The organism is Pseudogulbenkiania sp. MAI-1 (genome assembly GCF_000527175.1).
Classification (GTDB): domain Bacteria; phylum Pseudomonadota; class Gammaproteobacteria; order Burkholderiales; family Chromobacteriaceae; genus Pseudogulbenkiania.
Genome location: NZ_AZUR01000001.1, coordinates 3,368,736 through 3,391,197, shown reverse-complemented (window position 1 = coordinate 3,391,197; position 22,462 = coordinate 3,368,736). Strand labels below are relative to the sequence as shown.

The window sequence follows — 22,462 nt, the reverse complement described above, 5'->3', positions numbered from 1 at the left end:
ATGTGAGAGAAGGGGGGGCGATCGGGTCGGAAATGCCGACGTCGCTGTCGTTGCCAGGCAAAACGGCAGCGTCCGGCCGGGGCTCACTCGCCGATGAGCTGGCGGAAGGTGCGGCGTGCGAAGACCAGATCCTGCCAGCTCTTGGCCTTGTCCGGCAGGTTGCGCAGCAGGTAGGCCGGGTGGAAGCTGACGATCAGCGGAACGCCCTGGTAGCGGTGCAGCTTGCCGCGCAGGCGCGCGATGCTGTCGGTGCTGTCGAGCAGGGTCTGCGCGGCAAAGCGCCCCAGTGCCAGGATCAGGGTCGGGCGGATGTGCTCGATCTGCTGGCGCAGGTAGTCCTGGCAGGCGACGATCTCGTCGCCCGACGGGTTGCGGTTGCCGGGCGGGCGGCACTTGAGCACGTTGGCGATGTACACGTCGCGCTCGGTGTCGAGCCCGATGGCGGCCAGCATGTTGTCGAGCAACTGCCCGGCGCGGCCGACGAAGGGCTTGCCTTGCCGGTCCTCCTGTTCGCCCGGCGCTTCGCCGATGATCAGCCAGCGCGCCTGCGGATTGCCGCGGCCGAACACCGTCTGGGTACGCGTCTCGCACAGCCGGCAGCCGGTGCAGTTGGCGACCGCCTTTTCCAGCTCGGCCCAGCCGAGGAGCGGCTTGGTGGGCATAGCTGGAGTGGGAGAGGGCCGCTTGGCTTCTGCAACGGGCTCGAAGGCGGCCAACTGGGGGGCTGAGGTGCTGGCCTGGGTGGCTGCGGGAGCCGAGATCGCGGTCGGGGCGGGGGGCGTCTCTGCGGCGGTCGGCATGCCGGCCGGTTCTTCTGCCAGGGTATCGGCTGCAGGTGGCAGTCGCCGCGCCGGGTGATCGGCAAACCAGTTCCCACGCGCGAGCCAGTGCGGGCCGAGGCCGATGACATCGCCGATCAGCTGGCGGCGATTCATAGCCCGATCTCCATCAGCACGGCGTGTTCGCGACCGGTCGCCGTCGGGTAGTAGTGCTTGCGCAGGCCGGTTTCGGCAAAACCGCTCCTGGCATAGAGCGCACGAGCCGGACGATTGCTTTCCCGGACTTCCAGGAAGAGCCGGGTGCAGCCCTGGCGGCGCAGCCGCTCCCGCAGTTCGCCCAGCAGCACCCGTCCCAGCCCTTGTCCTTGCCGCTCTGCGGCGATGGCGATGGTCAGCAGTTCCGCCTCGTCCAGCACCGTCATGGTGACCGCGTGGCCGCCTAGCTCGCCGTCGATTTCAAGTAGCAGGAAGGCGTGGCCGGCCGCCAGCGAGTCATGGTACTGCCGCTCGCTCCAGGCATGGGCGGTGGCGGCCGCTTCCAGGGCGGCCAGTGCGGGCAGGTCGGCCGCGGTGGCCGGGCGGAAGGTGATCATCGCTGGCGCGCCTGCTGCTCACGGGTGGTCAGCGCCACCTTGTTGCGGACGTAGAGCAGATCCGCCTCGCGCGGGGGCAGGCTGGCGTAGCGCCCGCTCTGCGCCAGGCGCAGGTAGCTTGCGGCGTGCGGGCGGATGTCGGGGTGGATCGCACCCAGTTGCCGGCCCCAGCGGGTGTTCGTCAAGACCGGATAGGCGGCGAAGCCGTCGCCGGCCCCGACCCAGCCGTCGCCCGCCAGTGCCAGCTCGGCATCGGCCTGGTCCGGATCGATCAGCAGGATGGGGGACAGGCGGTGACCGGTGCCGAGGTCGTAGCTCGCCAGGTAGGCCTGCTGCATGCGGGCATCGGTGCAGGCCACGACGCGGGTCGCGCCGGCCTGTTCGGCCACGCTGTCGAGGGTGGGGATGGGAATGACGGGGAGGGAGGCGGCAAAGGCCAGTCCCTGAGCCAGGCCGCAGGCGATACGCAGCCCGGTGAACGAGCCTGGGCCCTGGCCGTAGACGACGCCGTCGAGATCGCGCAGCGTCAATTGGGCCTCACGCAGCAGTTCCTGCACATGGGGCAGGGCCTGTTCGGCATGTTTCTGGCCAACGCGCTCATGAAACACGACGGTCTCTCTATCGCTGGAGACGGCAAGCGACAGGAAGTCCGTCGAGGTATCGATGGCAAGCAGTTTCATGGCGTTTCCGGAAGGCCGACGGGGAAAAGCCATGAATTATAAGCCCAGTTCCTCCACCCAGGCGAGCGCGTCGACGTGCGCCTGATTGAACTGTGCCGGCGACAGCCCCAGTTCCCGGCACAGCAGGGGCACCTGGAGCATCTCCTTGTCCTCGCTGGCCTTGGCCAGGCGGAGGAAGGGGGTGAGGTTGTCCGGCTGGTCGAGGAGCACCTGTTTGAACTGCTCGGAGAGTTGGATGTGCTCCAGCACTGTGGGCATCGGCATGTCGAACAGCACGTCGAGCAGGCTGAACATGCCGATAACGAACAGTGATTCGCAGACGTCGTGGGATTGGCCGAGCGAAGCGCCCAGCAGCTCCATGAAGCGGGCCCGGGTGATGGCGGTCTTCTGCAGGGCCGGGGGCGTCTTGCCGTCTTCGTTGGCGGTGACCAAGAGCAGGGTCAGCCAGCGGTAGAGCCGCTTGTAGCCCAGCACGGTGACGGCATGGTTGAACGAGCTGATGGTGGTGTTGAGGCCCGCCGCCGCCGAATTCACATAGCGCAGCAGCTTGTAGGACAGCGCGACGTCACGCTTGAACACGGCCTCGACGTCCTTGACCTCGGCATCCATGCGCAGCAGGTTGAGCAATTCCAGCGTGTGCGCGAAAGAAGGATGGATCACTTTGGCCGACAAGGTTTCCGGCTTGGCGAAGTAATAGCCCTGGAAACCGTCCATGCCCAATTCGCGGCAGAGATGGAAGTGCTCGTGCGTTTCCACCTTCTCGGCGATGCGGATCACCGGGTAGCTGCGCACTTGGGCGGCCAGCATCTGGAAATCGCTGGCGCTATGCGCCTGCACGTCCAGTTTGACGTATTTGGCGTACTCCAGCAGGCTGGCCGACGGCGCTCCGAACGAGAAGCCGTCCATGGCGATGCCGAAGCCCTGCGCATGCAGGTACTTGATGCGGGCGATCAGCTCGTTGGAGGGGGCGATGTCCGGCGTCAGGTCGAGAATGACGCGGCGCGCCGGCAACAACTCCAGGAACTCGCTGGCCAGCATGGCCTCGCCGACGTTGATGAAAGCCAGCTTGTTGCCGATGAGCCAACTGGTGCCCATGTTGTGCAGGGTATTGACCAGGACCTGGGTATCGGCCTGGAGGGCGGCGAGCTGGCCGGCGTTTTCCGCTTCGAGAGAGGGGCGGAACAGCAGCTCGTAGCCGATGAGCTGCTGGTTCCGGTTCAGGACGGGCTGGCGTCCGATGAAGGCACTGGTTGTTGTCATTAGGTACCATTCAGATTGCTTTACTTCACAGCGTGATCAACTCGGAGGTCTTGACCACGCCTCCCATGCCGTCCTTCGCTGTCAGCAGGTCTTCCATATCGAGTACCAGCACCACCGAGCCGTCGCCCGACAAGGTGGCGCCGGCCACGCCTTTGGGGCGGATGTTCTGCAACGGCTTGATCACCACGTCGTCGCGGCCGACGAAGGAGTCGATGGCCAGGATGAAGGAGCGCTCCGCCGACTGCATCAGCACGCCGAAACCCGGTCTCTGGGTCGGTGCCCAGCCGAGCAGGCCCGCCAGGGTCTTGAGCGGCAGGATCTCGTCGCGCACGACGATGGTGGGATTGCCGGACACTTCCTGGATCGCTTCCGGATCGATGGTGATGATCTCCCGGACCATGGCCAGCGGCACGGCGAACGGCTGGTTGCAGGCGCGCACCACCAGCACCGGCAGGATGGCCAGCGTCAGCGGCAGCGAGATACTGATGCGGGTGCCTTCGCCGGGGATCGAATTGATGTCGATGCGGCCGTTGAGCTTCTGGATGTTGGTGCGCACCACGTCCATGCCGACGCCGCGGCCCGAAACGCTCGAAATCTGGTCCTTGGTCGAGAAGCCGGGCAGGAAGATCAGCTGCAGGCACTGTTTTTCGTCCAGCGAGTTGGCCGTTTCGGCATCGATCAGGCCTTTCTCGACCGCCTTGCGGCGCAGTGCGTCGGCGTTCATGCCGCGGCCGTCGTCGGTGATCTCGATCAGGATATGGTCGCCGACCTGCTCGGCGGTCAGCTGGATCAGCGACTGCGGCTTCTTGCCGGCGGCGATGCGCTCCTCGGTGGATTCGACGCCGTGATCGACGGCGTTGCGCACCAGGTGCACCAGCGGATCGTTCAGATCCTCGATCATGGTCTTGTCGAGTTCGGTCTCCTCGCCGCTGAGCACCAGCTCCACTTCCTTGCCGAGCTGGCGCGCCAGGTCGCGCGCCAGGCGGGGATACTTCTGGAACAGCCGGCCGATCGGCTGCATGCGGGTCTTCATCACCGCGTTTTGCAGGTCCCCCACCAGGAGGTCGAGCTGGCTGATGGCCTCGTCCAGCGAGCGCAAGGTATTGCTGTCGTTGTTGCCCTGCAGGATCTCGGTACGCAACGTGGTGAGGCGATTCTTGGTCAGGCCGATCTCGCCGGACAGGTTGAGCACCATGTCCAGGCGATTAGTGTCGATGCGGATGGTATTTTCTTGCCCGCCGCCGGCCGATTTGGGGACGCCTACGGTCTTGGCAGGTGCCGGCGCCCGGCTGGCTGCCGGCGCGGCGGCAGCCGCCGGTTCGTGCTCTGTTACCAGTGCGACGGCCGGCACCTCCACCGCGGGGCGGGCCGGGGCGGCGGCAGGCGCAGGAGCTGGGCTGCTGGCTGCGGGGATGACGGCCTGATAGAGCGTATTCCAGTCCGGCTCGCCGCTACGCTGGGGTGCGCTGGCCGCCAGCGGCGGTGCGGCAGGCGCCGCTTGCTGGGGTGGCATCCGGCCGGACAGGACGGCGTCCAGCGCCGAGAGCAAGCCGCCGTCGGCGTCCCTGGGCATCAGTCCCTGACCGAGGGTGCCGAACATGTCGCGCACCGTGGCCGTGGCGTCCAGGATCACGTCCATGACTTCGGGGTTGAGCTGGAGTTCGGCGTTGCGCAGCTTGTCGAACAGGTTTTCCGTGCGGTGGCACAGCGTCACCATCGGGGCCACGTTGAGGAAGCCGGCGCCGCCCTTGATGGTGTGAAAACCGCGGAAAATGTCGTTGAGCAAGGCGCGGTCTTCCGGTCTTTTTTCCAGTTCGACCAGCTTGTTGTCAACGTCCGAGAGGAGGTCGTTGGATTCCATCAGGAAGTCCTGCAACAACTCTTCCATGCCGCCGAATTCGCTCATTTTTTACCCCGCACCGTTATTGTCATGTTCTTGTTGCGACCCGCAGGGCTCAGAAGCCGAGGCTTTCCAGCAGGTCGTCGACTTGTTGTTGGTTGGTGACCACGTCGCTGCGCCCTTCCGGGTTGACCACCGGGCCGTTCAGCAGGGTCGGGTCGATTTCCGTTTTCTTTTCTTCCGGTGAAAATTCGATCAGGAAGGCCACGAGGTCGGTCTCGATGGCCTTGACCATGTCTGTCATCTTCTTGATGACCTGGCCGGTCAGGTCCTGGAAGTCCTGCGCCATGACGATGTCGAGCAGTTGCGCGCTGGTGGCCTGGGTCCGGTCCGGCACGTTCTGCAGGTAACGATGGGTGTCTTGGCTCAGCTGGCGGAACTCGTCGACCGATAACTGGTTGGCGAACAGCCGGCTCCAGCGGTCTGACAACCGCTTGGCGTTGCTTTCGAGTTCGTCCTGGATCGGCTTGGCGATGTCGGTGGCGTTGAGCACCCGTTCCGCCGCCGATTCGGTCAGCGTGGAGATGTAGGAGAGGCGGTCGCGGGCGTCGGGAATGGCGTTCGCGACGCGTTCGAGCGATTTGTCGTAACCCATGTCGCGCAGCGCACTGTGTAGTTTGCGGGTCAGTTGCCCGATCTGTTCGTACATGACCGACGGGTTGCCCTCGGGGGCCGAGGCGGATGCCGCGCTGCTGTCGGCCTCGCTGGCGATAGATGGCGTGCCGGCCTGGTGTTGCTTGGCGATGCTGTCAAACAGCGCCTCGAGATCCGGGCTGTCTCCGCTTTCCAAAACGTGGTTTGGCACGATAAATCCTCCTGAATACTGGCCCGACAAGCCGTGCAGTGGTTTTTATTTGTTTATTGCCTGAAAGATCTTGTTCAGTTTTTCTTCCAGCGTGGCGGCAGTGAAGGGCTTGACGATGTAGCCGCTCGCCCCAGCCATGGCCGCTTCGATGATGTTCTCGCGCTTGGCTTCCGCCGTGATCATCAGGAACGGCAGGGGCTTGAGCTGCTGGTCGGCGCGAACGGCCTTCAGGAGCTCGATGCCCGTCATGTTGGGCATGTTCCAGTCGGAAACGATGAAGTCGAAATGTTGCGTCTTGAGCTTGTGCAGAGCGACTTGGCCATCCTCGGCTTCATCGACGTTGGTAAATCCGAGTTCCTTGAGCAGGTTGCGCACGATGCGTCTCATGGTCGAGAAGTCGTCCACCACAAGGAAGCGAAGATTCTTGTCTGTCATCGAGGGTTATCCTGAAGTTGTCAATGATTCCTGGCCGCTATTGTAGCGATTACCTTTGCAGGAATGGAATCAAGGTTTCGGCCAAGACGGCAGGGTCGAATTTGGCGACATAGGCATCGACGCCGACGCTCGAACCCATGGCGCGGTTGGCGTTGGACGACAACGAGGAATGCATCACGACCGGGATGCCGTTGAAGCGGTGGTCGGACTTGATCAGACGGGTCAGCACGTAGCCATCCATTTCCGGCATTTCGGCGTCCACCAGGATGGTCTTGAGGTTGTCGTGCAGCGGTGTGCCGTCGCTCTGGTGGCGGTTGGCCAGTGCCTGCAGGCGTTCCCAGGCTTCGCGCCCGTTGCTGGCTTGCTGGAACTTGATGCGCATCTTCTCCAGCACGCCGGTGATTTCCTTGCGTGCCACCACGGAGTCGTCGACGAAGAACACGTACTGGTCGGCCTCCAGCTGGGCGGTCGGCAGTTCGGGCAGGCGCGGTTCTCCCACCACGCTGGCCAGGATCTGCTCGACGTCGAGGATCGAGACCAGCTTGCCGTCTTCCAGTTCGGTGATGGCCGTGATCAGGTTCATGCCGTTGGCCGAAATCCCCTCGGCCGCCGAGGCGCTGCTGCCCATCATGTTGTCGGGCGAGCGGACCTTGTCCCAGTCGACGCGGATGATCCGGTCCACCGAGTCCACCAGGAAGGCCTGGGTGCTCTTGTTGAACTCGGTGACGATCATCGTTTCGTACTTCTTGCCGGGTTCGTTCGCGCCGATGAAGCGGGCCAGGGAAATGATCGGGATGATGTTGCCGCGCAGCGAGAGCACGCCTTCGACGCCGAACGGCATGTTCGGAGTCTTGGTGATGGCGGGGGTCTGCGAGACCTCGCGCACCTTGAAGACGTTGATGCCGAAGGTTTCCCGCGTGCCCAGCGAGAACAGCAGGATCTCCATCTTGTTGGAGCCGACCAGCTTGGTGCGGGCATCGATATTGGCGAGCAGGGTAGCGTCGGTTGACATGTCGAACCTTTCCCGATTTTTTGAGTACGATCGTCAGGCGCGGGTTATTTGCCGATATGCAGCATTTCGCGCAGCTTGATCGCCAGTTTTTGTGCTTCGAATTTGGACACGTAGGAGTCGACGCCGACCGATTCGCCGAGCTTCTGGTTGGAATTGCCCGACAGCGAGGAGTGCATCAGCACCGGGATGCCGGCAAAGCGCGGGTCGCTCTTGATGAGCTTGGTCAGCATGTAGCCGTCCATTTCCGGCATTTCCACGTCGGTGAGAACCAGGTGGATGATGTCGCAGAGCTTGCGGCCGGACAGGTCAGCCTGGGCGGCCATCTTCTGCAGTTCATCCCAGGCGCGCATGCCGTTGATGGCGTAGGCGTATTTGACACCCATGGCCTCCAGGGTGCGTTCGATCTGCTTGCGCGCGACGACCGAGTCGTCGGCGAAGAAAATCATGCGTTCTTCCTTGATCGGCTCGATGTTCAGGAAATGATGGGCGTCGTCGGAGAGCGAGGTCTCGGCCAGGACTTTTTCCACGTCCATCATCATGACCAGGGTGTTGTTGAGCTCGGTCACGGCGGTGACCAGGCCGCCCATGCGGTTGGTGATCATTTCCGGCGGCACGCGCATGGCGGACCAGTCCAGCCGCAGGATGGTGTCCACGGCCTCGACCAGGAACCCCTGGGTGTGGCCGTTGTATTCGGTCACGATCATGATCTCGGGCTTCTTGTCGGTGACGATGCCGGCGTACTTGGCCAGATCGATGATGGGCACGAGCGCGCCGCGCAGGCTGACCATGCCTTCCACCGAGGAGGGCATTTCCGGAGCGGAGGTGATCTCAGGGGTGCGCATGACCTCGCGCACCTTGAACACATTGATCCCGAAAACTTCCTTGCGCCCGGTCCGTTGGTCTTCTCCGAGAGAGAACAGCAGGATTTCGAGCTTGTTGGTGCCAGCGAGCTTGGTGCGGGCATCAATTTTTTTTAGAAGTTCTGACACGGAAACCTCCGCTGCATCGTGTTTTTGGGGGTATCGTCGAAGTCTCGATACGCCAGTTATTCGGGTGTCTCGGGGGCCATGGGCGCCGATCAATATGGCAAATGTACCCCAGATTGGCTTAACCGGTTTGGATAATTATCATACCGATTAATCGATTTTTACAAATGTGTCGGAGTAAATGACAAAAATTGTTTCAAACTTGCACGACCAGCAAACCCTGGAGCAGGCCTTTGCCCAGTTCAACGCCGTTTCCGGCCAGCTGATCGACGCCTACAACCAACTGCAGGGGCAGGTCAACGTACTGAATGCCCAGCTGGACGAGGCCAACAACGAGCTGAGGCGGCAGCTGTCCAACAATGCCGCGCTGGCCGAGCGGCTCGGCATGCTGCTGGAGGCCCTGCCGGCCGGCGTGGTCGAGCTGTTGGCCGATGGCCGGGTGCATACCGAGAACTCCGCCGCCGAGACGATGCTAGGCGCCTCGGTTCGAGGCCGGCTCTGGGCGGAGGTGCTGGCCGGCTTTCTGCCGACCGGTATTGATAACACCTTCTTGTTACCGCGTTGCGGCGAGCAGCCGGCGCGGCGCATCACACTGCAGTATCAGGATCTACCCGAACTGGGCGGTCAGATTGTGTTGTTGCATGACGTGACCCATCTGCATCAGCTGTCCAGCGAACTCGCGCAGCAGCAGAAGCTGGCCTCGATGGGCAGCATGGCGGCGTCGCTGGCGCATCAGCTGCGCACACCGTTGACGACCGCCATGCTCTACACCGCCAACCTGCGTCAGCCGGGCTTGGGCGAGGCGGAGCGCGAGCGTTTCATCGACAAGAGCCTGGCCCGTCTCAAGGCGCTGGAGGGCCTGATCCAGAACATGCTGGGCTTTGTCCGGGGGCAGGTATCCGAGTGTGAATTGCTCGACATGGCCGGCTTGGTGGAAGAGGTGCGTGCCGTGGTGCAGCCGCACTACGCCGCCCGGGCGGTTCGGCTGGAGTGTGACTTTGCGCTGGATTCCGAGGCGCGGGTTGCCGGCGATCGCAAGGCGCTGGCCGGGGTGCTGGTCAATCTGCTGGATAACGCCCTGCATTTTTCCGGCGAGGGCCAGCGGGTCGGTCTGAGCGCACGGCAGGAGGGGGGCGAGGTGCTGGTGAGCGTGGATGACGAGGGACCGGGGGTGGCCGACGAACTGCTGGAGCGGGTGTTCGAGCCGTTTTTCACCACGCGCTCGGGGGGCACCGGACTGGGGCTCGCCATCGTCAAGAAAGTGGTCGAGGAACTGCACGGCAGCGTGCACGCGGGCAACCTTGACGCTGGCGGCGCTTGCTTCACGGTGCGCCTGCCGCTGGCGTGAGCCGCGCCGCGAGCTGATCCTAACTCCGCGGATCTTACTCTTCCAGGTATTGGGTCTTGTCGGTGACCTTGGCCCAGTCCTCGTGATCGGGCAGGGGGTCTTTCTTGGTGGCGATGACCGGCCAGACCTTGGCCAGCCTCTCGTTGATTTCGATGAAGTGCAGCTGATCGGCCGGCACGTCTTCTTCGGCGTAGATGGCTTCGACCGGGCACTCGGCGACGCACAGCGTGCAGTCGATGCACTCGTCGGGGTCGATGGCGAGGAAATTGGGACCTTCGTGGAAGCAATCGACCGGGCAGACGTCGACGCAGTCGGTGTATTTGCATTTGATGCAGGCTTCGGTTACAACGTAGGCCATCGCGGTTTCCTCTGGCTGTTCAACGCTACTATTCCACAGTCTAGTCAATTTTGCCGCCGTTTGATTTTCCCGGCCGTTCCCGATGACCTCTTCCTTCGTTCCTTCCGTCCCCTACCGTGGCCGCTTTGCGCCCAGCCCGACCGGTCTGTTGCACGCCGGCTCGCTGACCACCGCCGTCGGCAGTTATCTCGAGGCATATAGCCGGGGGGGTGAATGGCTGCTGCGCATGGAAGACCTCGACCCGCTGCGCGAGATGGCGGGAGCGGCGTCGGCCATCCTGCACACGCTGGAGGCGCTGGGCTTCGAATGGGATGGCGAGGTGGTGTACCAGAGCCGGCGCCATGAGCTGTACCGCGCCGCGCTGGATCAGCTGATAAGGGATGGCTTGGCGTACGCTTGCGCCTGCACCCGCAAGGAGATCGCCATGCACGCCCAACGCGGGGTGGATGGCTTCGTCTACCCGGGTACCTGCCGTGATGGCTGCCCATCGGATCGCCCCGGCCGGGCCTGGCGCTTGCGTGTGGCGCCGGGCGAGACGGTCTTCGTCGACCGGCTGCAGGGGGAGTACCGCCAGGAACTGGAGCGCGACATCGGCGACTTCGTGCTGCTGCGCGCCGACGGCTTTTGGGCTTATCAACTGGCGGTAGTGGTGGACGACGCAGAGCAGGGGGTGACCGATATCGTGCGCGGGGCCGATCTCTTGGTGTCGACGCCGCGCCAGATCGCCGTGCAACGGGCGCTGGGGGTGGCGACGCCGAGCTATTGCCACCTGCCCCTGATGGTCAACGCCGCCGGCGAGAAGCTGTCCAAGCAGACGCTGGCGCCGGCGATATCGCCTGAGGCGGCGGCCGAGGAGCTGCGCCGGGCGCTGGTCCGGCTCGGCCATGTGCCGCCGGCGGAGTGCCATGATCTCGCCGAACTGTGGGCATGGGCGCGGACCAACTGGTCGCTCGCGCGGGTGCCGGTGGGGCCGGTAGCGGTGTGAACCGGGTTTCGATCATACTGGCGCGCCAAGGGATTCGGACGTAGGAATAAGGCAAAATGACGTGGCGTCGCGCCGACATAATCGCGCTTGCTGCCGTGTTCGGCTTGCCAGACCGGCGGCCAGCGCCGATAATCTGGCCCCATCTAGCAGGAGAGAGTGGCCGCACAAGCCGGCCACCGCCGAAGGCGCAAGTGCACCCGCAATCGCTCAGGCAAAAGGACTGCGAGGATCGGGCCGTCGCTCCATGAGCGGCCCGCCGAATCTGGAGAGCGGCGCCTGGTTCCAGGCGTCCACCGAAGGGGCTAACGGCCGTGCTGCAGCGGCCGGAAAATCTCAGGTGTAGGGACAGAGGGGTGTATTGAAGGATGAACGCACCCTTAAGGACTCCGCATGACGGCCCCGAAACGTACCCCCCTGTTTGACGAACACCTCGCCGCCGGCGCCAAGATGGTCGACTTTGCCGGCTGGGAAATGCCCATCCACTACGGCTCGCAGCTGAAAGAGCACGAGCAGGTGCGTAGCGACGCCGGCATGTTCGACGTCTCCCACATGACGGTGATCGACATCACCGGCGCCGACGCCAAGGCCTGGCTGCAGAAGCTGATCGCCAACGACGTCGCCAAACTGGGCTTCGAGGGCAAGGCGCTGTACTCCGGCATGCTCAATGCCGATGGCGGCGTGGTCGATGACCTGATCGTCTATCTCACTTCCTACGGCTATCGCATGGTGGTCAACGCCGGCACCACCGACAAGGACCTGGCCTGGATGGAGCAGCAGAAGGCCGGTTTCGACGTGAGCCTGAACGTGCGCCGCGATCTGGCCATGCTGGCGGTGCAGGGCCCCAACGCCATTGCCAAGGTCTGTGCGGTCAAGCCGACGCTGGCAGACGCTATCAAATCACTGAAAGTCTTCCAGGGTTTGCCTGCAGGCGACTGGTTCTTTGCCCGAACCGGCTATACCGGCGAAGACGGCCTGGAAATCATGGTGCCCGCCGCCGAGGCGCCGACCTTCTTCCGCGAACTCTTGACCGCCGGCGTGGCGCCGATTGGCCTGGGTGCGCGCGACACGCTGCGCCTGGAGGCCGGCATGAACCTGTACGGCCACGACATGGACGAGACCGTGTCGCCGCTGGCCGCCGGCATGGGCTGGACCATCGCCTGGGAGCCGGCCGAGCGCGATTTCATTGGCCGCCGCGCGCTGGAAGCGCAGAAGGCCGCCGGTGTCGCCATGAAGCAGGTCGGCCTGGTGCTGGAAGGCCGCGGCGTGCTGCGCGAGGGCCTGAAGGTGGTGGTCGAGGGTGCCGGGGAAGGCGTCATCACCAGCGGTACCTTCTCGCCGACGCTGAAGCATTCCATCGCCATCGCCCGCGTGCCGGCCGCCACCGGCGAGACCGCGCTGGTCGATCTGCGCGGCACGCTGACCGAGGTGCGCGTGGTCAAGATGCCGTTTGTTCGCAACGGCAAAAAAGTCTTTAATTAAGCCGAAGTATCCGGACTGAGTGGAGGCTGGCGCGGCCGGCTTCCGGACAAGGCCGCAAGACCTTGTCATGACCCCTTTTTTTACATTGGAGATGCAGTAATGAGCCAGATTCCCGCCGAATTGAAATACGTATCCAGCCACGAATGGCTGCGTCTGGAAGAGGACGGCACCGTGACTGTGGGCATCACCGAGCACGCCCAGGAGCTGCTGGGCGACATCGTGTTCGTCGAGCTGCCGAAAGTGGGCGCCGCCCTGGGCGAAGGCGAGCAGGCCGGCGTGGTCGAATCGGTCAAGGCCGCTTCCGATATCTATTCGCCGATCGAAGGTGAAGTGGTGGAGGTGAACGAGGAGCTGGAAGCCGCGCCGGAACTGGCCAACAGCGAGCCGTACGGCCAGGGCTGGTTCTTCAAGCTCAAGCCGGCCAACGCCGCCGACCTCGACAAGCTGCTGAGCGCCGACGAGTACGCTCAGGAAATCGGCGCCTGATCGAGCCGTGCCGGCCTCGCGCCCCTGGGCGTGGGGCCTTTGCTTTTACGGGCCGGCAGCGCCGGTCCATAGTCTTCTTGCATCCGGATACTTGCAACATGACACTCTCTACCCTGTTTAATCACGACGAATTCATCGCCCGCCACATCGGCCCGTGCGAGACCGAAAAGGCGGAAATGCTGGCCGCTGTCGGCGTCAGCTCGCTGGAAGAGCTGGTGGCCCAGACCGTGCCGGCCAACATCCGTTTCAACCGCGCGCTGGACCTGCCGCCGGCCGAGCGTGAAGCCGACGCGCTGGCCGATCTGAAAGCGATCGCCGGCAAGAACGTCGTCAACAAGTCCTTCATCGGCCTGGGCTACTACCCGGTGCTGACCCCGGGTGTGATCCTGCGCAACGTGCTGGAAAACCCGGGCTGGTACACCGCCTACACCCCGTACCAGGCCGAAATCGCCCAGGGCCGCCTGGAAGCGCTGCTGAACTTCCAGCAGATGATCATCGACCTGACCGGTCTGGAAGTCGCCAACGCCTCGCTGCTCGACGAAGCCACCGCCGCCGCCGAAGCCATGGCGATGGCGCGCCGCGTGTCCAAGTCCAAGTCCAACCAGTTCTTCGTCGACCGCCGCGTGCTGCCGCAGACGCTGGACGTCATGAAGACCCGCGCCGAGTACTTCGGCTTCGAACTGGTGCTGGGCCATCCGGAAGAAGCGGGCAACGGCGACTACTTCGGCGCACTGTTCCAGTACCCGGGCGAGAGCGGCGAGCTCTTGGACCTCACCCCGTACATCGCCGCCGCCAAAGCCCGTGGTGCGCTGACCATCGTCGCCGCCGACGTGATGGCGCTGGTGGCGCTGAAATCGCCGGGCGAGATGGGCGCCGACGTGGCGGTGGGCAACACCCAGCGCTTCGGCGTGCCGATGGGCTTTGGCGGCCCGCACGCCGCCTACTTCGCGTTCAAGGACGACATGAAGCGCTCGGCGCCGGGCCGCATCATCGGCGTGTCGGTCGACGCCAAGGGCAAGACCGCGCTGCGCATGGCGCTGCAGACCCGCGAGCAGCACATCCGCCGCGAAAAGGCCAACTCCAATATTTGTACCTCGCAGGTGCTGCTGGCTAACATCGCCGGCATGTACGCGGTGTACCACGGCGCCGAGGGCGTGAAGCGCATCGCCGCGCGCATCCACCGTCTGGCCGCCATCTTCGCCCATGCGGTGAAGGCTGCCGGCGGCAAGCTGGTGTTCGACCGCTTCTACGACACCGTGCAGGTCGACCTGGGTGCCAAGGCGGCCGAGGTCTACGCCGCCGCGCTGGCCGCCGGCATCAACCTGCGTGACGCCGGCAACGGCGTGCTGGGCGTGGCCTTCCACGAAGCCGCCAGCGAAGCCGACCTGGCCCAGTTGATCGAGATCTTCACCGGCAAGACGGCCGACATCGCCGCGCTGGATGCCGCCGCTGCCGACGCCATTCCGGCCGCCTTGAAGCGCGAATCGGCCATCCTGACCCACCCGGTGTTCAACACCCATCACAGCGAACACGAGATGCTGCGCTATCTCAAGAAGCTGGAGAACCGCGACCTGGCGATGAACCACTCCATGATCAGCCTCGGCAGCTGCACCATGAAGCTCAACGCCACCAGCGAGATGATCCCGATCACCTGGCCGGAATTCGCCGACATGCACCCGTTCGCCCCGCGCGACCAGGCCGCCGGCTACCTGGAAATGATCGAGGGCCTGCAGCAGCAGCTGATGGCCATCACCGGCTTCGACGCCATCTCGATGCAGCCGAACTCTGGCGCGCAGGGCGAATACGCCGGCCTGTTGGCCATCCGCCGCTACCACGCCAGCCGTGGCGAGGCGCACCGCACCGTGTGCCTGATCCCGCAATCCGCGCACGGCACCAACCCGGCCACCGCGCAGATGCTGGGCATGCAGGTGGTGGTGGTGAAGACCGACGAGAACGGCAACGTGGACATGGCCGATCTCAAGGCCAAGGTCGAGCAGCATGCCGCCAACCTGGGCGCGCTGATGATCACCTATCCGTCCACCCACGGCGTGTTCGAGGAAGGCATCAAGGATATCTGCGAGATCGTGCATGCGGCCGGCGGCCAGGTGTACATGGACGGCGCCAACATGAACGCGCAGGTGGGCCTGACCCGCCCGGCCGACATCGGCGCCGACGTGCTGCACATGAACCTGCACAAGACCTTCTGCATCCCGCACGGCGGCGGCGGCCCGGGCATGGGGCCGATCGGCATGAAGGCCCACCTGGCGCCGTTCATGGCCAACCACGTGGTGTCCGAGGTGCCGGGGGCCGTGGCCGGCCAGAGCGCGGTGTCCGCTGCGCCGTTCGGTTCCGCTTCCATCCTGCCGATTTCCTACATGTACATCCGCATGATGGGTGCCGAGGGCATGAAGCATGCCACCGAAATGGCCCTGCTGAACGCCAACTATCTGATGCAGAACCTGTCGGCGCACTACCCGGTGCTGTATACCGGCCGCAACGGCCGCGTGGCGCACGAGTGCATCATCGACCTGCGTCCGCTCAAGGCCGCCTCCGGCATCACCGAGGTGGACGTGGCCAAGCGCCTGATGGACTACGGCTTCCACGCTCCGACCATGAGCTTCCCGGTGGCCGGCACGCTGATGATCGAGCCGACCGAGTCCGAGTCCAAGGCCGAGCTGGACCGTTTCATCGCCGCAATGGTGGCCATCCGCCAGGAAATCGACAAGGTGCAGAACGGCGTCTGGCCGCTGAACGACAACCCGCTGGTGAACGCCCCGCACAGCAAGGCCGACATCGCCGGCGACTGGGACCGCCCGTACAGCCGCGAGGAAGGCTTCTTCCCGCTGCCGTACGTGCTGGAGAACAAGTTCTGGCCGAGCGTGAACCGCATCGACGACGTCTACGGCGACCGCAACCTGGTGTGCAGCTGCCCGTCGGTCGAAGAGTACGAGTAAGTTGTCAGGATAGGGCGAGGCAGGCTTCCATTCTGCCTCGGCCCGCCTTTGCCGCTGCAACGGCTCCCCTCGGGGAGCCGTTTTCGTTGGTGGGGTCCGACCTTGCCGGGGGCTGCCGCCGGGTCTAGTCTGCAAAAATCCCTTTGGTGTCTGTTGTCCGCCTGCCCTTGTGGCCGCGCTCCGGCAAGGAGATTCCGCATGACCCAGTCTACCCACGAAGTCTTCAACCAGCCGCCGCCTCTGGTCGACTACAACCTGTTCACCAGCGATGCCGCCTTGCAGGAAGGCATCGTGCGCGAAGGTGCGGCCTGGGCGCGCGAGCAGCTGAGCTACTGTGGTGCCGAACTGGGCCGCCGCGAGAGCTTCGAGCAGGGGCGGCTGGCCAACCTGTATCCTCCGCTGCTGCACTGCTTCGACGCCCAGGGTTTCCGGCGCGACGAGGTGGAGTTCCACCCCGCCTGGCACGCGTTGATGCGCGGCATCGTCGACCGCCGCCTGCACTGCGCGCCGTGGGTTGATCCCCAGCCGGGCGCGCACGTGGCGCGCGCCGCCGCCTTCCTGCTGCAGGCCCAGGTCGAGGCCGGCACGCTGTGTCCCACCACCATGACCTTCGGCGCGATTCCCGTGCTGTCGCAACACGCCGGCCTGACGCTGGACTGGCTGCCGACGCTGTGCAGCCGCGACTACGACGAGCGCGACCTGCCGTTCGGCCAGAAGCGCGGCGGGTTGATCGGCATGGGCATGACCGAGAAGCAGGGCGGCTCCGACGTGCGTGCCAACACCACGCGGGCCGAACCGACGTCCGACGGCAGCTACCGCCTCACCGGCCACAAGTGGTTTTTCTCGGCGCCGCAGAGCGACGCTCACCTGGTGCTGGCGCAGGCTCCCGGCGGCTTGTCGTGCTTCTTCATGCCGCGCTGGCTGCCCGACGGCCAGCGCAACGCGATCCGGCTGCAGCGTCTCAAAGATAAGCTCGGCAACCGCTCCAACGCTTCGGCCGAGGTGGAGTTCGAGGCTGCCTACGGTGTGCTGCTGGGCGAGGAGGGGCGCGGCGTGCCGCTCATCCTCGAGATGGGCGGCCATACCCGGCTCGACTGCGTGCTCGGCACCGCCGGGCTGATGCGCCAGGCGCTGTCGCAGGCGGTGCATCACTGCCGCCATCGCCGGGCCTTCGGCCAGAAGCTGGTGGAACAGCCGCTGATGCAGAACGTGCTGGCCGATATGGCGCTGGAGGTCGAGGCCGCCATCGCCCTGGCCCTGCGCCTGGCACGCGCCGGCGATGCGCCGGACGACGAGGGCGAGACGCTGCTGCGCCGCCTCTTGATCCCCGCTGCCAAGTACTGGGTGTGCAAGCGCGGGCCGGAGCTGGCGGCCGAGGCGATGGAGGCGATGGGCGGCAACGCCTACATGGCGGAGAGCGTGATGGCGCGCATCTACGCCGAGATGCCGGTCAATTCGATCTGGGAAGGGGCGGGTAACGTGATGTGCCTCGACGTGCTGCGTACCCTGGCCAAGTTGCCGCGCGCGCTGGACGCGCTGCTGGCGGAGCTGGCGCGGGTGCCGGGGCGCCATCCTGCTTACCGCCACGCGCTGACGCGGCTGGCCGACGGCCTGCGCCGGCCAGCGCTGCAACAGGAAGCCGACGCCCGGCGCCTGGCGCGCCAGTTGGTGCTGCTGATGCAGGCGAGCCTGCTGCTGCGCTACGCGCCGGAGCCGCTGGCCGAGGCGTTCTGCACCTCGCGCCTGGGCGAGGACTGGGGCGGCGGCTTCGGCGCCTTGCCGCCCTCGCTGGCGCTCGCGCCCATCGTCAAGCGGGCGTTGCTCCTCTGAGCCGAAGACGGCAAGGGATTGGGATCGGCGGCCGGGCTCAGCCCGTCCTCAGCCAGAGCAGCAGGCTGGCCAGGGCGACCGCCAGATGCAGCCAGGCGCGCCAGCGGAAGGCGCGGGCGTTGTCCCGCGGCGAACGCGTGGCGATCAGGTAGGGCCGGCCGTCGGCCGGTGGCTGCAGGTGCAGCGTCAGCGGGGTGGCGGCGAGTTCCCGCTGCTGTTGCCGCACCTCGCGTTCGGCGGCGGCGCGTGCCGCCAGCCATTCCTGCTCGTCGAGGGTGCCACTGCGGTCGAGATCGAAGCGGCGCAGCAGCGCCGGCTGGTCGCGCTTCCACTCCGACAGCCGCTCGGACACGTCGCGCCGTGCGAGGTCCGCCGATGTGTCGCCGCCGATGGCGATCAGCTCGCCGATGACGTAGAGTGGGTCGTCGTCGGCGATCCATTCCTCGCTACAGAGGTATTCCTTGTCCCGCCAGCGCGTGCGGTGGGCGGCGTGAATCTCGGCCCGTTCCGGGTCGACCACCACCTCGCCACGGCCGTCCTGCAGCAGGAAGGTGGCGTGGCTTTCCTCCCGCTGCTCCGGCTCGAGCGGGCTTTCCCGGCTGGCATGGCGGCGTTCCCAGCGGTACCAGACGCAGCGCCGTCCGCTCAGCGTGCTGCAGAGCGGCGCGCGTTCGTGACTGCGTGCGCGGCCGAACAGTTCGACGTAGCCCAAGGCCACCGAACCGGTACGCGAGGTGGGGGTGTCGGCGATCAGCCGATAGCGGCGGTAGTTGAGCCACCAGGCCGTGAGGCCGAGCATCATGCACAGTGACAGGGCGAGCGGATAGGGCAGGGCGGGCTTGAGCTTGGCACCGAGCCACAGAAGCGCGGGGTAGCCGGTGAAGGCCAGCCAGCCATGGCCGGTCAGGCGGCGGATCAGCTGTCGTTTCACTTAACGCTGGAACAGTGCTGTCAGATCGACATCGCGCGTCTCGGCGGCGGCAAAGCGCAGCGGCGTGGCCGGACGGAAACCGAACAGCCGGGCGACGAACACGTCCGGGAACTGTTCGATGCGCACGTTGTTGAGGTTGACCGCTTCGTTGTAGAGTTCGCGCCGGTCGGCGATGTTGTCCTCCAGTTGGCTGATGCGTTGCGCCAAGTGGGAAAACTGCTGGTCGGCCTTGAGCTCCGGGTAGGCCTCGGCCACGGCGAACAGCTGGCCGAGCAGGCCGGCCAGTCCGCCTTCCAGTTCGCCGAGCCGGCCGATGTTGCCGGCACGCGCCGCTTCCGAGATGGCGGCGCGCGCCTCCATCACCTTGATCAGCGTGGTCTGTTCGAACTGGGCATACTGGCGGCACACTTCGACCAGCTTGGGCAATTCGTCGTGACGCTGCTTGAGCAGCACGTCGATGTTGGCCCAGCACTTGCCGACCTGATGCTTGAGGCCGACCAGCGCGTTGTAGAGGAGGGCCGCGTACGACAGCGGCAGGGCGAGCAGCAGCAGGAACAGGATCAGTTTCATGGGCTATATCCATTCGGGGAAATCAATCATGTCATTGGCAGTATGGCATGACGCTGCGCTGATGCGCAGAGCATGCGAGGAGAGGCTATGCCCAGCCTGAGCATCATCGGTGCCGGCCGGCTGGGGCGCACGCTGGGTCGGCTGGCGCGTGATGCCGGTTATACCGTGGTCGACGTGCTGTGCCGCGACGCCGTGCATGCCCGTGACGCCGCCGGCTTCATCGGCGCCGGGCGCGCCGTAAGCCAGTTGACCCAGCTGGCGCCGGCCGAGCTCTACCTGCTGGCCGTGCCGGATGCGGCGATCGCCGACACGGCACACGCGCTGGCTGAAGTCGGCGTGCTGCCGGCCGGGGCGCTGGTGTTCCACGCCAGTGGTGCCGGCGAGGCGAGTCTGCTGGCGCCCTTGGCCGAGTGCGGGGTACGCATCGGCAGCCTGCACCCGGCATTCTCGTTCGCCGAGCCAGCGCGTGCCGTGACGGGATTCGGCGGCACGCTGTGCGCGTTGGAGGGGGAGGAAAGCGTCTGCAGCGAACTGGAACGGCTGGCCGAAGCCCTCGGCGGACGCCCGTTCCGGCTGGCGCCGGGCGGCAAGGCGGCGTACCACGCCGCGCTGTCGATGGCGTCCAACTACCTGGTGACGCTCAACGCCCTGGCGCTGCAGGTGGCCGCCGGGGCGGGCATCGACGCGGCGGTGGCATCGCAGCTGGTCGGCGGGCTGATGCGCCAGACGCTCGACAACACGCTGGCGCTGGGACCGGCTGCGGCGCTGACCGGACCGATCGTGCGCGGCGACGCCGGCACGGTGGCGCGCCATCTCACCGCCATCGGCGACGCGCTGTGTGCCGATGCCTACCGCGCCATGGGGCGGGCGACGCTGCGGCTGGCGGGAGAGCGGCTGGATGAGGCGGCGCGGGAGAAGCTGGCGGGGCTGCTTGCACCCCGTGCGGGCTAACGGACAGCTTGGCTGAAGTCTTGGACCAAGCTGGCGTCGGCGAGGGCTCAGCCGGCGTGGATCACGAACAGCGCCGGGCGCTTGTGGAAGTCCGGCGCGTCCTTCGGCCAGTCCTTGACGCGCCGGCTGACGATGGTCTGGCTGGGCAGCGTCAGGTCGGCCGCCACGCACAGCCGCGTCGCCGGGCTCAGCGTCTCGCGCAGCTGTTGCAGCAGCGCGTTGTTGCGGTACGGCGTCTCGATGAAAATCTGCGTCTCGTTGCGCTGGCGCGAGCGCTGCTCCAACTCCTTCACCGCCTTGGCGCGCTCGGCCGCGTCCACCGGCAAATAGCCGTGGAAGGCGAAGCACTGGCCGTTGGCGCCGGACGCCATCAGCGCGAGCAGAATCGACGACGGCCCGATCAACGGCTCCACGCGGAAGCCCTTCTCGTGCGCCAGCGCCACCAGCTGTGCGCCGGGGTCGGCCACCGCCGGGCAGCCGGCTTCTGACACCAGGCCCAGGTCGTGGCCCTCGGCCAAGGGTTGCAGCAGCGCCGCCACCTCGGCGGGCTTGGTGTGCTCGTTCAGCGTGGACAGCGTCAGCTCGCGGATCGGCGTGGTCACGCCGAGCGCCTTGAGGTGGCGGCGCGCGGTCTTCTCCGCCTCCACCACAAAATGGGTGATGTGCAGCACGCGGGCGCGCTCCGGCTCGGGCAGCCAGGGCGTGGCCTCGTCGCCGAGCGGGGTGGGGATCAAAAACAGCGTGCCGGCCATCACAGGATCTCCACGCCTTCGTTGTTCAGCATCGTCACCAGCTCGAACAGCGGCACGCCGATCAGCGAATTGGGATCGTCCGACTCGATGCGGGCGATCAGCGCGCCGCCCAGCCCCTCGCTCTTGGCGGCGCCGGCGCAATGCAGCGCGTCCGGCTCGCGCGTCAGGTAGTGGCGGATCTGCGTCTCGGACAGCTCGCGCAGCGTCACGCGCGTCAGCCCCACCGTCTCCTGTACCCGGCCGGTGGCGGTATTCACCAGCGCCAGCGCCGAATGGAACAGCACGGTACGGCCGCTCATCCACTTCAGCATCTCCACCCCACGCTCGAACTCGAGCGGCTTGCCGATCTGCTGGCCGTCGAGCAGCGCCACCTGGTCCGAGCCGATGATCAGCGCCGCCGGAAAACGCCCTGCCAGCGACTCGGCCTTGGCGCGCGCCAGGCGCGTGGCGGTCATGAGCGCGGTCTCGTCGGGTAGCGGGGTTTCGTCGCAATGCGGCGCCACGGCCTCGAACGGCAGGCCCAGGCGCGCGATGATCTCGCGACGGTAGGGAGAGGTGGAAGCGAGGACAATCTGCATGGTGTGAATGCTTGATTCTTTTGACAAATCGGGGAGGCGAATTATATCATGCGAGGTTTATGTCTAAACCGATTTTGATCGATCCGCTGAAGTTTGCCCGCGAGGGCCGCTCGCAGACTGGCACCCTGGCCATCGCGGCGCTGGATCCGCGCGTGCACGACGATCTGTCCGATACGGGCGGTGAGGTAGTCTATACCCTCACCGGCCATGTCGACGCCTTGCGTCGTGCCGTGCTCAGACTGACACTCGACGCCACGATCTCCGTGCGCTGCCAGCGTTGTCTGTCCAGCATGCCATATGTGCTCAAGACCGACTCCTCGGTGACGCTGTTCACCGACGAGGAGAAGCTCGAGGCGGCCTGCGAGGCCGACGAAACGCTCGACGCCATCATGGCCGAGCCGGAGTTGGACGTGGTTCGGCTGGTCGAAGACGAAATCATCATGGGCTTGCCGCTGTCGCCGAAGCACGACGATTGCGGTACGGATGCCCTGGAGCGCGCCAAGGCCGACAAGCCGAATCCGTTCGCGGTGCTGGCGGCGCTCAAGGGAACCAAGTCCGAATAAACCGGATTCGTGTAATAGAATCTACTTGAAATTCTTAGGAGTTGACCATGGCCGTTCAACAGAACAAAAAGTCCCCGTCCAAGCGTGGCATGCACCGCGCCCACGATTTCCTGACCGCCCCGGCGCTGGCCGTTGAGCCGACCACCGGTGAAGCCCACCTGCGTCACCACATCAGCCCGAACGGTTTCTACCGTGGCCGCAAAGTCGTAAAGACCAAGGGCGAGTAA

Annotated in this window: 23 protein-coding genes and 2 riboswitches; of the genes, 9 read left to right on the top strand and 14 right to left on the bottom strand. The window is 65.5% G+C overall.

Annotated features, from left to right (window positions below; genetic code table 11):
• Window positions 1-83 precede the first annotated feature (83 nt).
• Genes PSEMAI1_RS0115815 through PSEMAI1_RS0115775 form a run of 9 tightly spaced genes read right to left on the bottom strand, consistent with a single transcriptional unit; the run spans window position 84 to window position 8,453 of the window.
• Window positions 84-935 carry a uracil-DNA glycosylase family protein gene (locus tag PSEMAI1_RS0115815; RefSeq protein ID WP_024303807.1) on the bottom strand — a complete coding sequence of 284 codons (852 nt, stop codon included), beginning with the start codon at window positions 933-935 and terminating at the stop codon, window positions 84-86.
• Window positions 932-1,372 carry a ribosomal protein S18-alanine N-acetyltransferase gene (rimI, locus tag PSEMAI1_RS0115810; protein ID WP_024303806.1) on the bottom strand — a complete coding sequence of 147 codons (441 nt, stop codon included), beginning with the start codon at window positions 1,370-1,372 and terminating at the stop codon, window positions 932-934. The genes PSEMAI1_RS0115815 and rimI overlap by 4 nt, the downstream gene beginning before the upstream one ends.
• Window positions 1,369-2,052 carry a tRNA (adenosine(37)-N6)-threonylcarbamoyltransferase complex dimerization subunit type 1 TsaB gene (tsaB, locus tag PSEMAI1_RS0115805; protein ID WP_024303805.1) on the bottom strand — a complete coding sequence of 228 codons (684 nt, stop codon included), beginning with the start codon at window positions 2,050-2,052 and terminating at the stop codon, window positions 1,369-1,371. The genes rimI and tsaB overlap by 4 nt, the downstream gene beginning before the upstream one ends.
• Before the next feature lie 36 nt (window positions 2,053-2,088).
• Window positions 2,089-3,312, bottom strand: a complete 1,224-nt coding sequence (locus tag PSEMAI1_RS0115800) for an EAL and HDOD domain-containing protein (protein WP_024303804.1) — start codon at window positions 3,310-3,312, stop codon at window positions 2,089-2,091.
• 25 nt (window positions 3,313-3,337) lie between these two features.
• Window positions 3,338-5,218 carry a chemotaxis protein CheA gene (locus PSEMAI1_RS0115795; RefSeq protein ID WP_024303803.1) on the bottom strand — a complete coding sequence of 627 codons (1,881 nt, stop codon included), beginning with the start codon at window positions 5,216-5,218 and terminating at the stop codon, window positions 3,338-3,340.
• Between the two features lie 49 nt (window positions 5,219-5,267).
• The gene (cheZ, locus tag PSEMAI1_RS0115790; RefSeq protein ID WP_024303802.1) at window positions 5,268-6,017 is read right to left on the bottom strand and encodes a protein phosphatase CheZ; all 750 of its coding nucleotides are present in this window, start codon (window positions 6,015-6,017) and stop codon (window positions 5,268-5,270) included.
• A gap of 45 nt (window positions 6,018-6,062) precedes the next feature.
• Window positions 6,063-6,452 (bottom strand): chemotaxis response regulator CheY, encoded by a 390-nt coding sequence (gene cheY / locus PSEMAI1_RS0115785; RefSeq protein WP_024303801.1) that lies wholly within the window; start codon window positions 6,450-6,452, stop codon window positions 6,063-6,065.
• A gap of 49 nt (window positions 6,453-6,501) precedes the next feature.
• Window positions 6,502-7,464: a chemotaxis protein gene (locus PSEMAI1_RS0115780; protein WP_024303800.1), complete on the bottom strand. Its 963-nt coding sequence runs from the start codon at window positions 7,462-7,464 to the stop codon at window positions 6,502-6,504.
• A gap of 44 nt (window positions 7,465-7,508) precedes the next feature.
• Window positions 7,509-8,453, bottom strand: coding sequence for a chemotaxis protein (locus tag PSEMAI1_RS0115775; protein WP_024303799.1), 945 nt, complete (start codon window positions 8,451-8,453; stop codon window positions 7,509-7,511).
• A 199-nt stretch (window positions 8,454-8,652) separates the two neighbouring features.
• Here PSEMAI1_RS0115775 and PSEMAI1_RS0115770 point away from each other — a divergent pair, with 199 nt between their 5' ends.
• A complete protein-coding gene (locus PSEMAI1_RS0115770) occupies window positions 8,653-9,798 on the top strand; it encodes a PAS domain-containing sensor histidine kinase (RefSeq protein ID WP_024303798.1) in 1,146 nt (381 codons plus the stop codon).
• 34 nt (window positions 9,799-9,832) lie between these two features.
• On the opposite strand, the gene fdxA is transcribed toward PSEMAI1_RS0115770, so the two are convergent.
• Window positions 9,833-10,156, bottom strand: a complete 324-nt coding sequence (gene fdxA / locus PSEMAI1_RS0115765; protein ID WP_024303797.1) for a ferredoxin FdxA — start codon at window positions 10,154-10,156, stop codon at window positions 9,833-9,835.
• Between the two features lie 82 nt (window positions 10,157-10,238).
• Between fdxA and gluQRS the strand changes: the two genes are divergently transcribed.
• From gluQRS to PSEMAI1_RS0115740, 5 genes are all read left to right on the top strand, one after another.
• Window positions 10,239-11,141, top strand: coding sequence for a tRNA glutamyl-Q(34) synthetase GluQRS (gene gluQRS, locus PSEMAI1_RS0115760; protein ID WP_024303796.1), 903 nt, complete (start codon window positions 10,239-10,241; stop codon window positions 11,139-11,141).
• A 137-nt stretch (window positions 11,142-11,278) separates the two neighbouring features.
• Window positions 11,279-11,374, top strand: a riboswitch (glycine riboswitch).
• Between the two features lie 19 nt (window positions 11,375-11,393).
• A riboswitch (glycine riboswitch) is annotated at window positions 11,394-11,500 on the top strand.
• A gap of 31 nt (window positions 11,501-11,531) precedes the next feature.
• Entirely contained in the window at window positions 11,532-12,620 is a 1,089-nt protein-coding gene (gene gcvT, locus PSEMAI1_RS0115755; RefSeq protein ID WP_024303795.1) for a glycine cleavage system aminomethyltransferase GcvT, read from the top strand.
• Between the two features lie 99 nt (window positions 12,621-12,719).
• On the top strand, window positions 12,720-13,106 hold the full coding sequence (gene gcvH / locus PSEMAI1_RS0115750) for a glycine cleavage system protein GcvH (protein WP_024303794.1): 387 nt from the start codon (window positions 12,720-12,722) through the stop codon (window positions 13,104-13,106).
• A gap of 98 nt (window positions 13,107-13,204) precedes the next feature.
• Window positions 13,205-16,060 carry an aminomethyl-transferring glycine dehydrogenase gene (gene gcvP / locus PSEMAI1_RS0115745; protein WP_024303793.1) on the top strand — a complete coding sequence of 952 codons (2,856 nt, stop codon included), beginning with the start codon at window positions 13,205-13,207 and terminating at the stop codon, window positions 16,058-16,060.
• 198 nt (window positions 16,061-16,258) lie between these two features.
• Window positions 16,259-17,890: an isovaleryl-CoA dehydrogenase gene (locus PSEMAI1_RS0115740; RefSeq protein WP_024303792.1), complete on the top strand. Its 1,632-nt coding sequence runs from the start codon at window positions 16,259-16,261 to the stop codon at window positions 17,888-17,890.
• Window positions 17,891-17,927: 37 nt separating this feature from the next.
• Here PSEMAI1_RS0115740 and PSEMAI1_RS0115735 read toward each other — a convergent pair whose 3' ends face one another.
• Window positions 17,928-18,821, bottom strand: a complete 894-nt coding sequence (locus PSEMAI1_RS0115735) for a hypothetical protein (RefSeq protein WP_024303791.1) — start codon at window positions 18,819-18,821, stop codon at window positions 17,928-17,930.
• Window positions 18,822-19,391: a LemA family protein gene (locus PSEMAI1_RS0115730; RefSeq protein WP_024303790.1), complete on the bottom strand. Its 570-nt coding sequence runs from the start codon at window positions 19,389-19,391 to the stop codon at window positions 18,822-18,824. It lies immediately after the preceding gene.
• Between the two features lie 87 nt (window positions 19,392-19,478).
• Between PSEMAI1_RS0115730 and PSEMAI1_RS0115725 the strand changes: the two genes are divergently transcribed.
• Window positions 19,479-20,342 carry a Rossmann-like and DUF2520 domain-containing protein gene (locus tag PSEMAI1_RS0115725; protein WP_024303789.1) on the top strand — a complete coding sequence of 288 codons (864 nt, stop codon included), beginning with the start codon at window positions 19,479-19,481 and terminating at the stop codon, window positions 20,340-20,342.
• 47 nt (window positions 20,343-20,389) lie between these two features.
• Here PSEMAI1_RS0115725 and PSEMAI1_RS0115720 read toward each other — a convergent pair whose 3' ends face one another.
• Together PSEMAI1_RS0115720 and PSEMAI1_RS0115715 are read right to left on the bottom strand one after the other, a co-directional pair.
• The gene (locus PSEMAI1_RS0115720) at window positions 20,390-21,094 is read right to left on the bottom strand and encodes an SAM-dependent methyltransferase (protein WP_024303788.1); all 705 of its coding nucleotides are present in this window, start codon (window positions 21,092-21,094) and stop codon (window positions 20,390-20,392) included.
• Window positions 21,094-21,672: a nucleoside triphosphate pyrophosphatase gene (locus PSEMAI1_RS0115715; RefSeq protein WP_024303787.1), complete on the bottom strand. Its 579-nt coding sequence runs from the start codon at window positions 21,670-21,672 to the stop codon at window positions 21,094-21,096. The genes PSEMAI1_RS0115720 and PSEMAI1_RS0115715 overlap by 1 nt, the downstream gene beginning before the upstream one ends.
• Before the next feature lie 59 nt (window positions 21,673-21,731).
• Here PSEMAI1_RS0115715 and PSEMAI1_RS0115710 point away from each other — a divergent pair, with 59 nt between their 5' ends.
• Window positions 21,732-22,235, top strand: coding sequence for a DUF177 domain-containing protein (locus PSEMAI1_RS0115710; RefSeq protein WP_024303786.1), 504 nt, complete (start codon window positions 21,732-21,734; stop codon window positions 22,233-22,235).
• Between the two features lie 47 nt (window positions 22,236-22,282).
• Window positions 22,283-22,462, top strand: a complete 180-nt coding sequence (rpmF, locus tag PSEMAI1_RS0115705) for a 50S ribosomal protein L32 (RefSeq protein WP_024303785.1) — start codon at window positions 22,283-22,285, stop codon at window positions 22,460-22,462.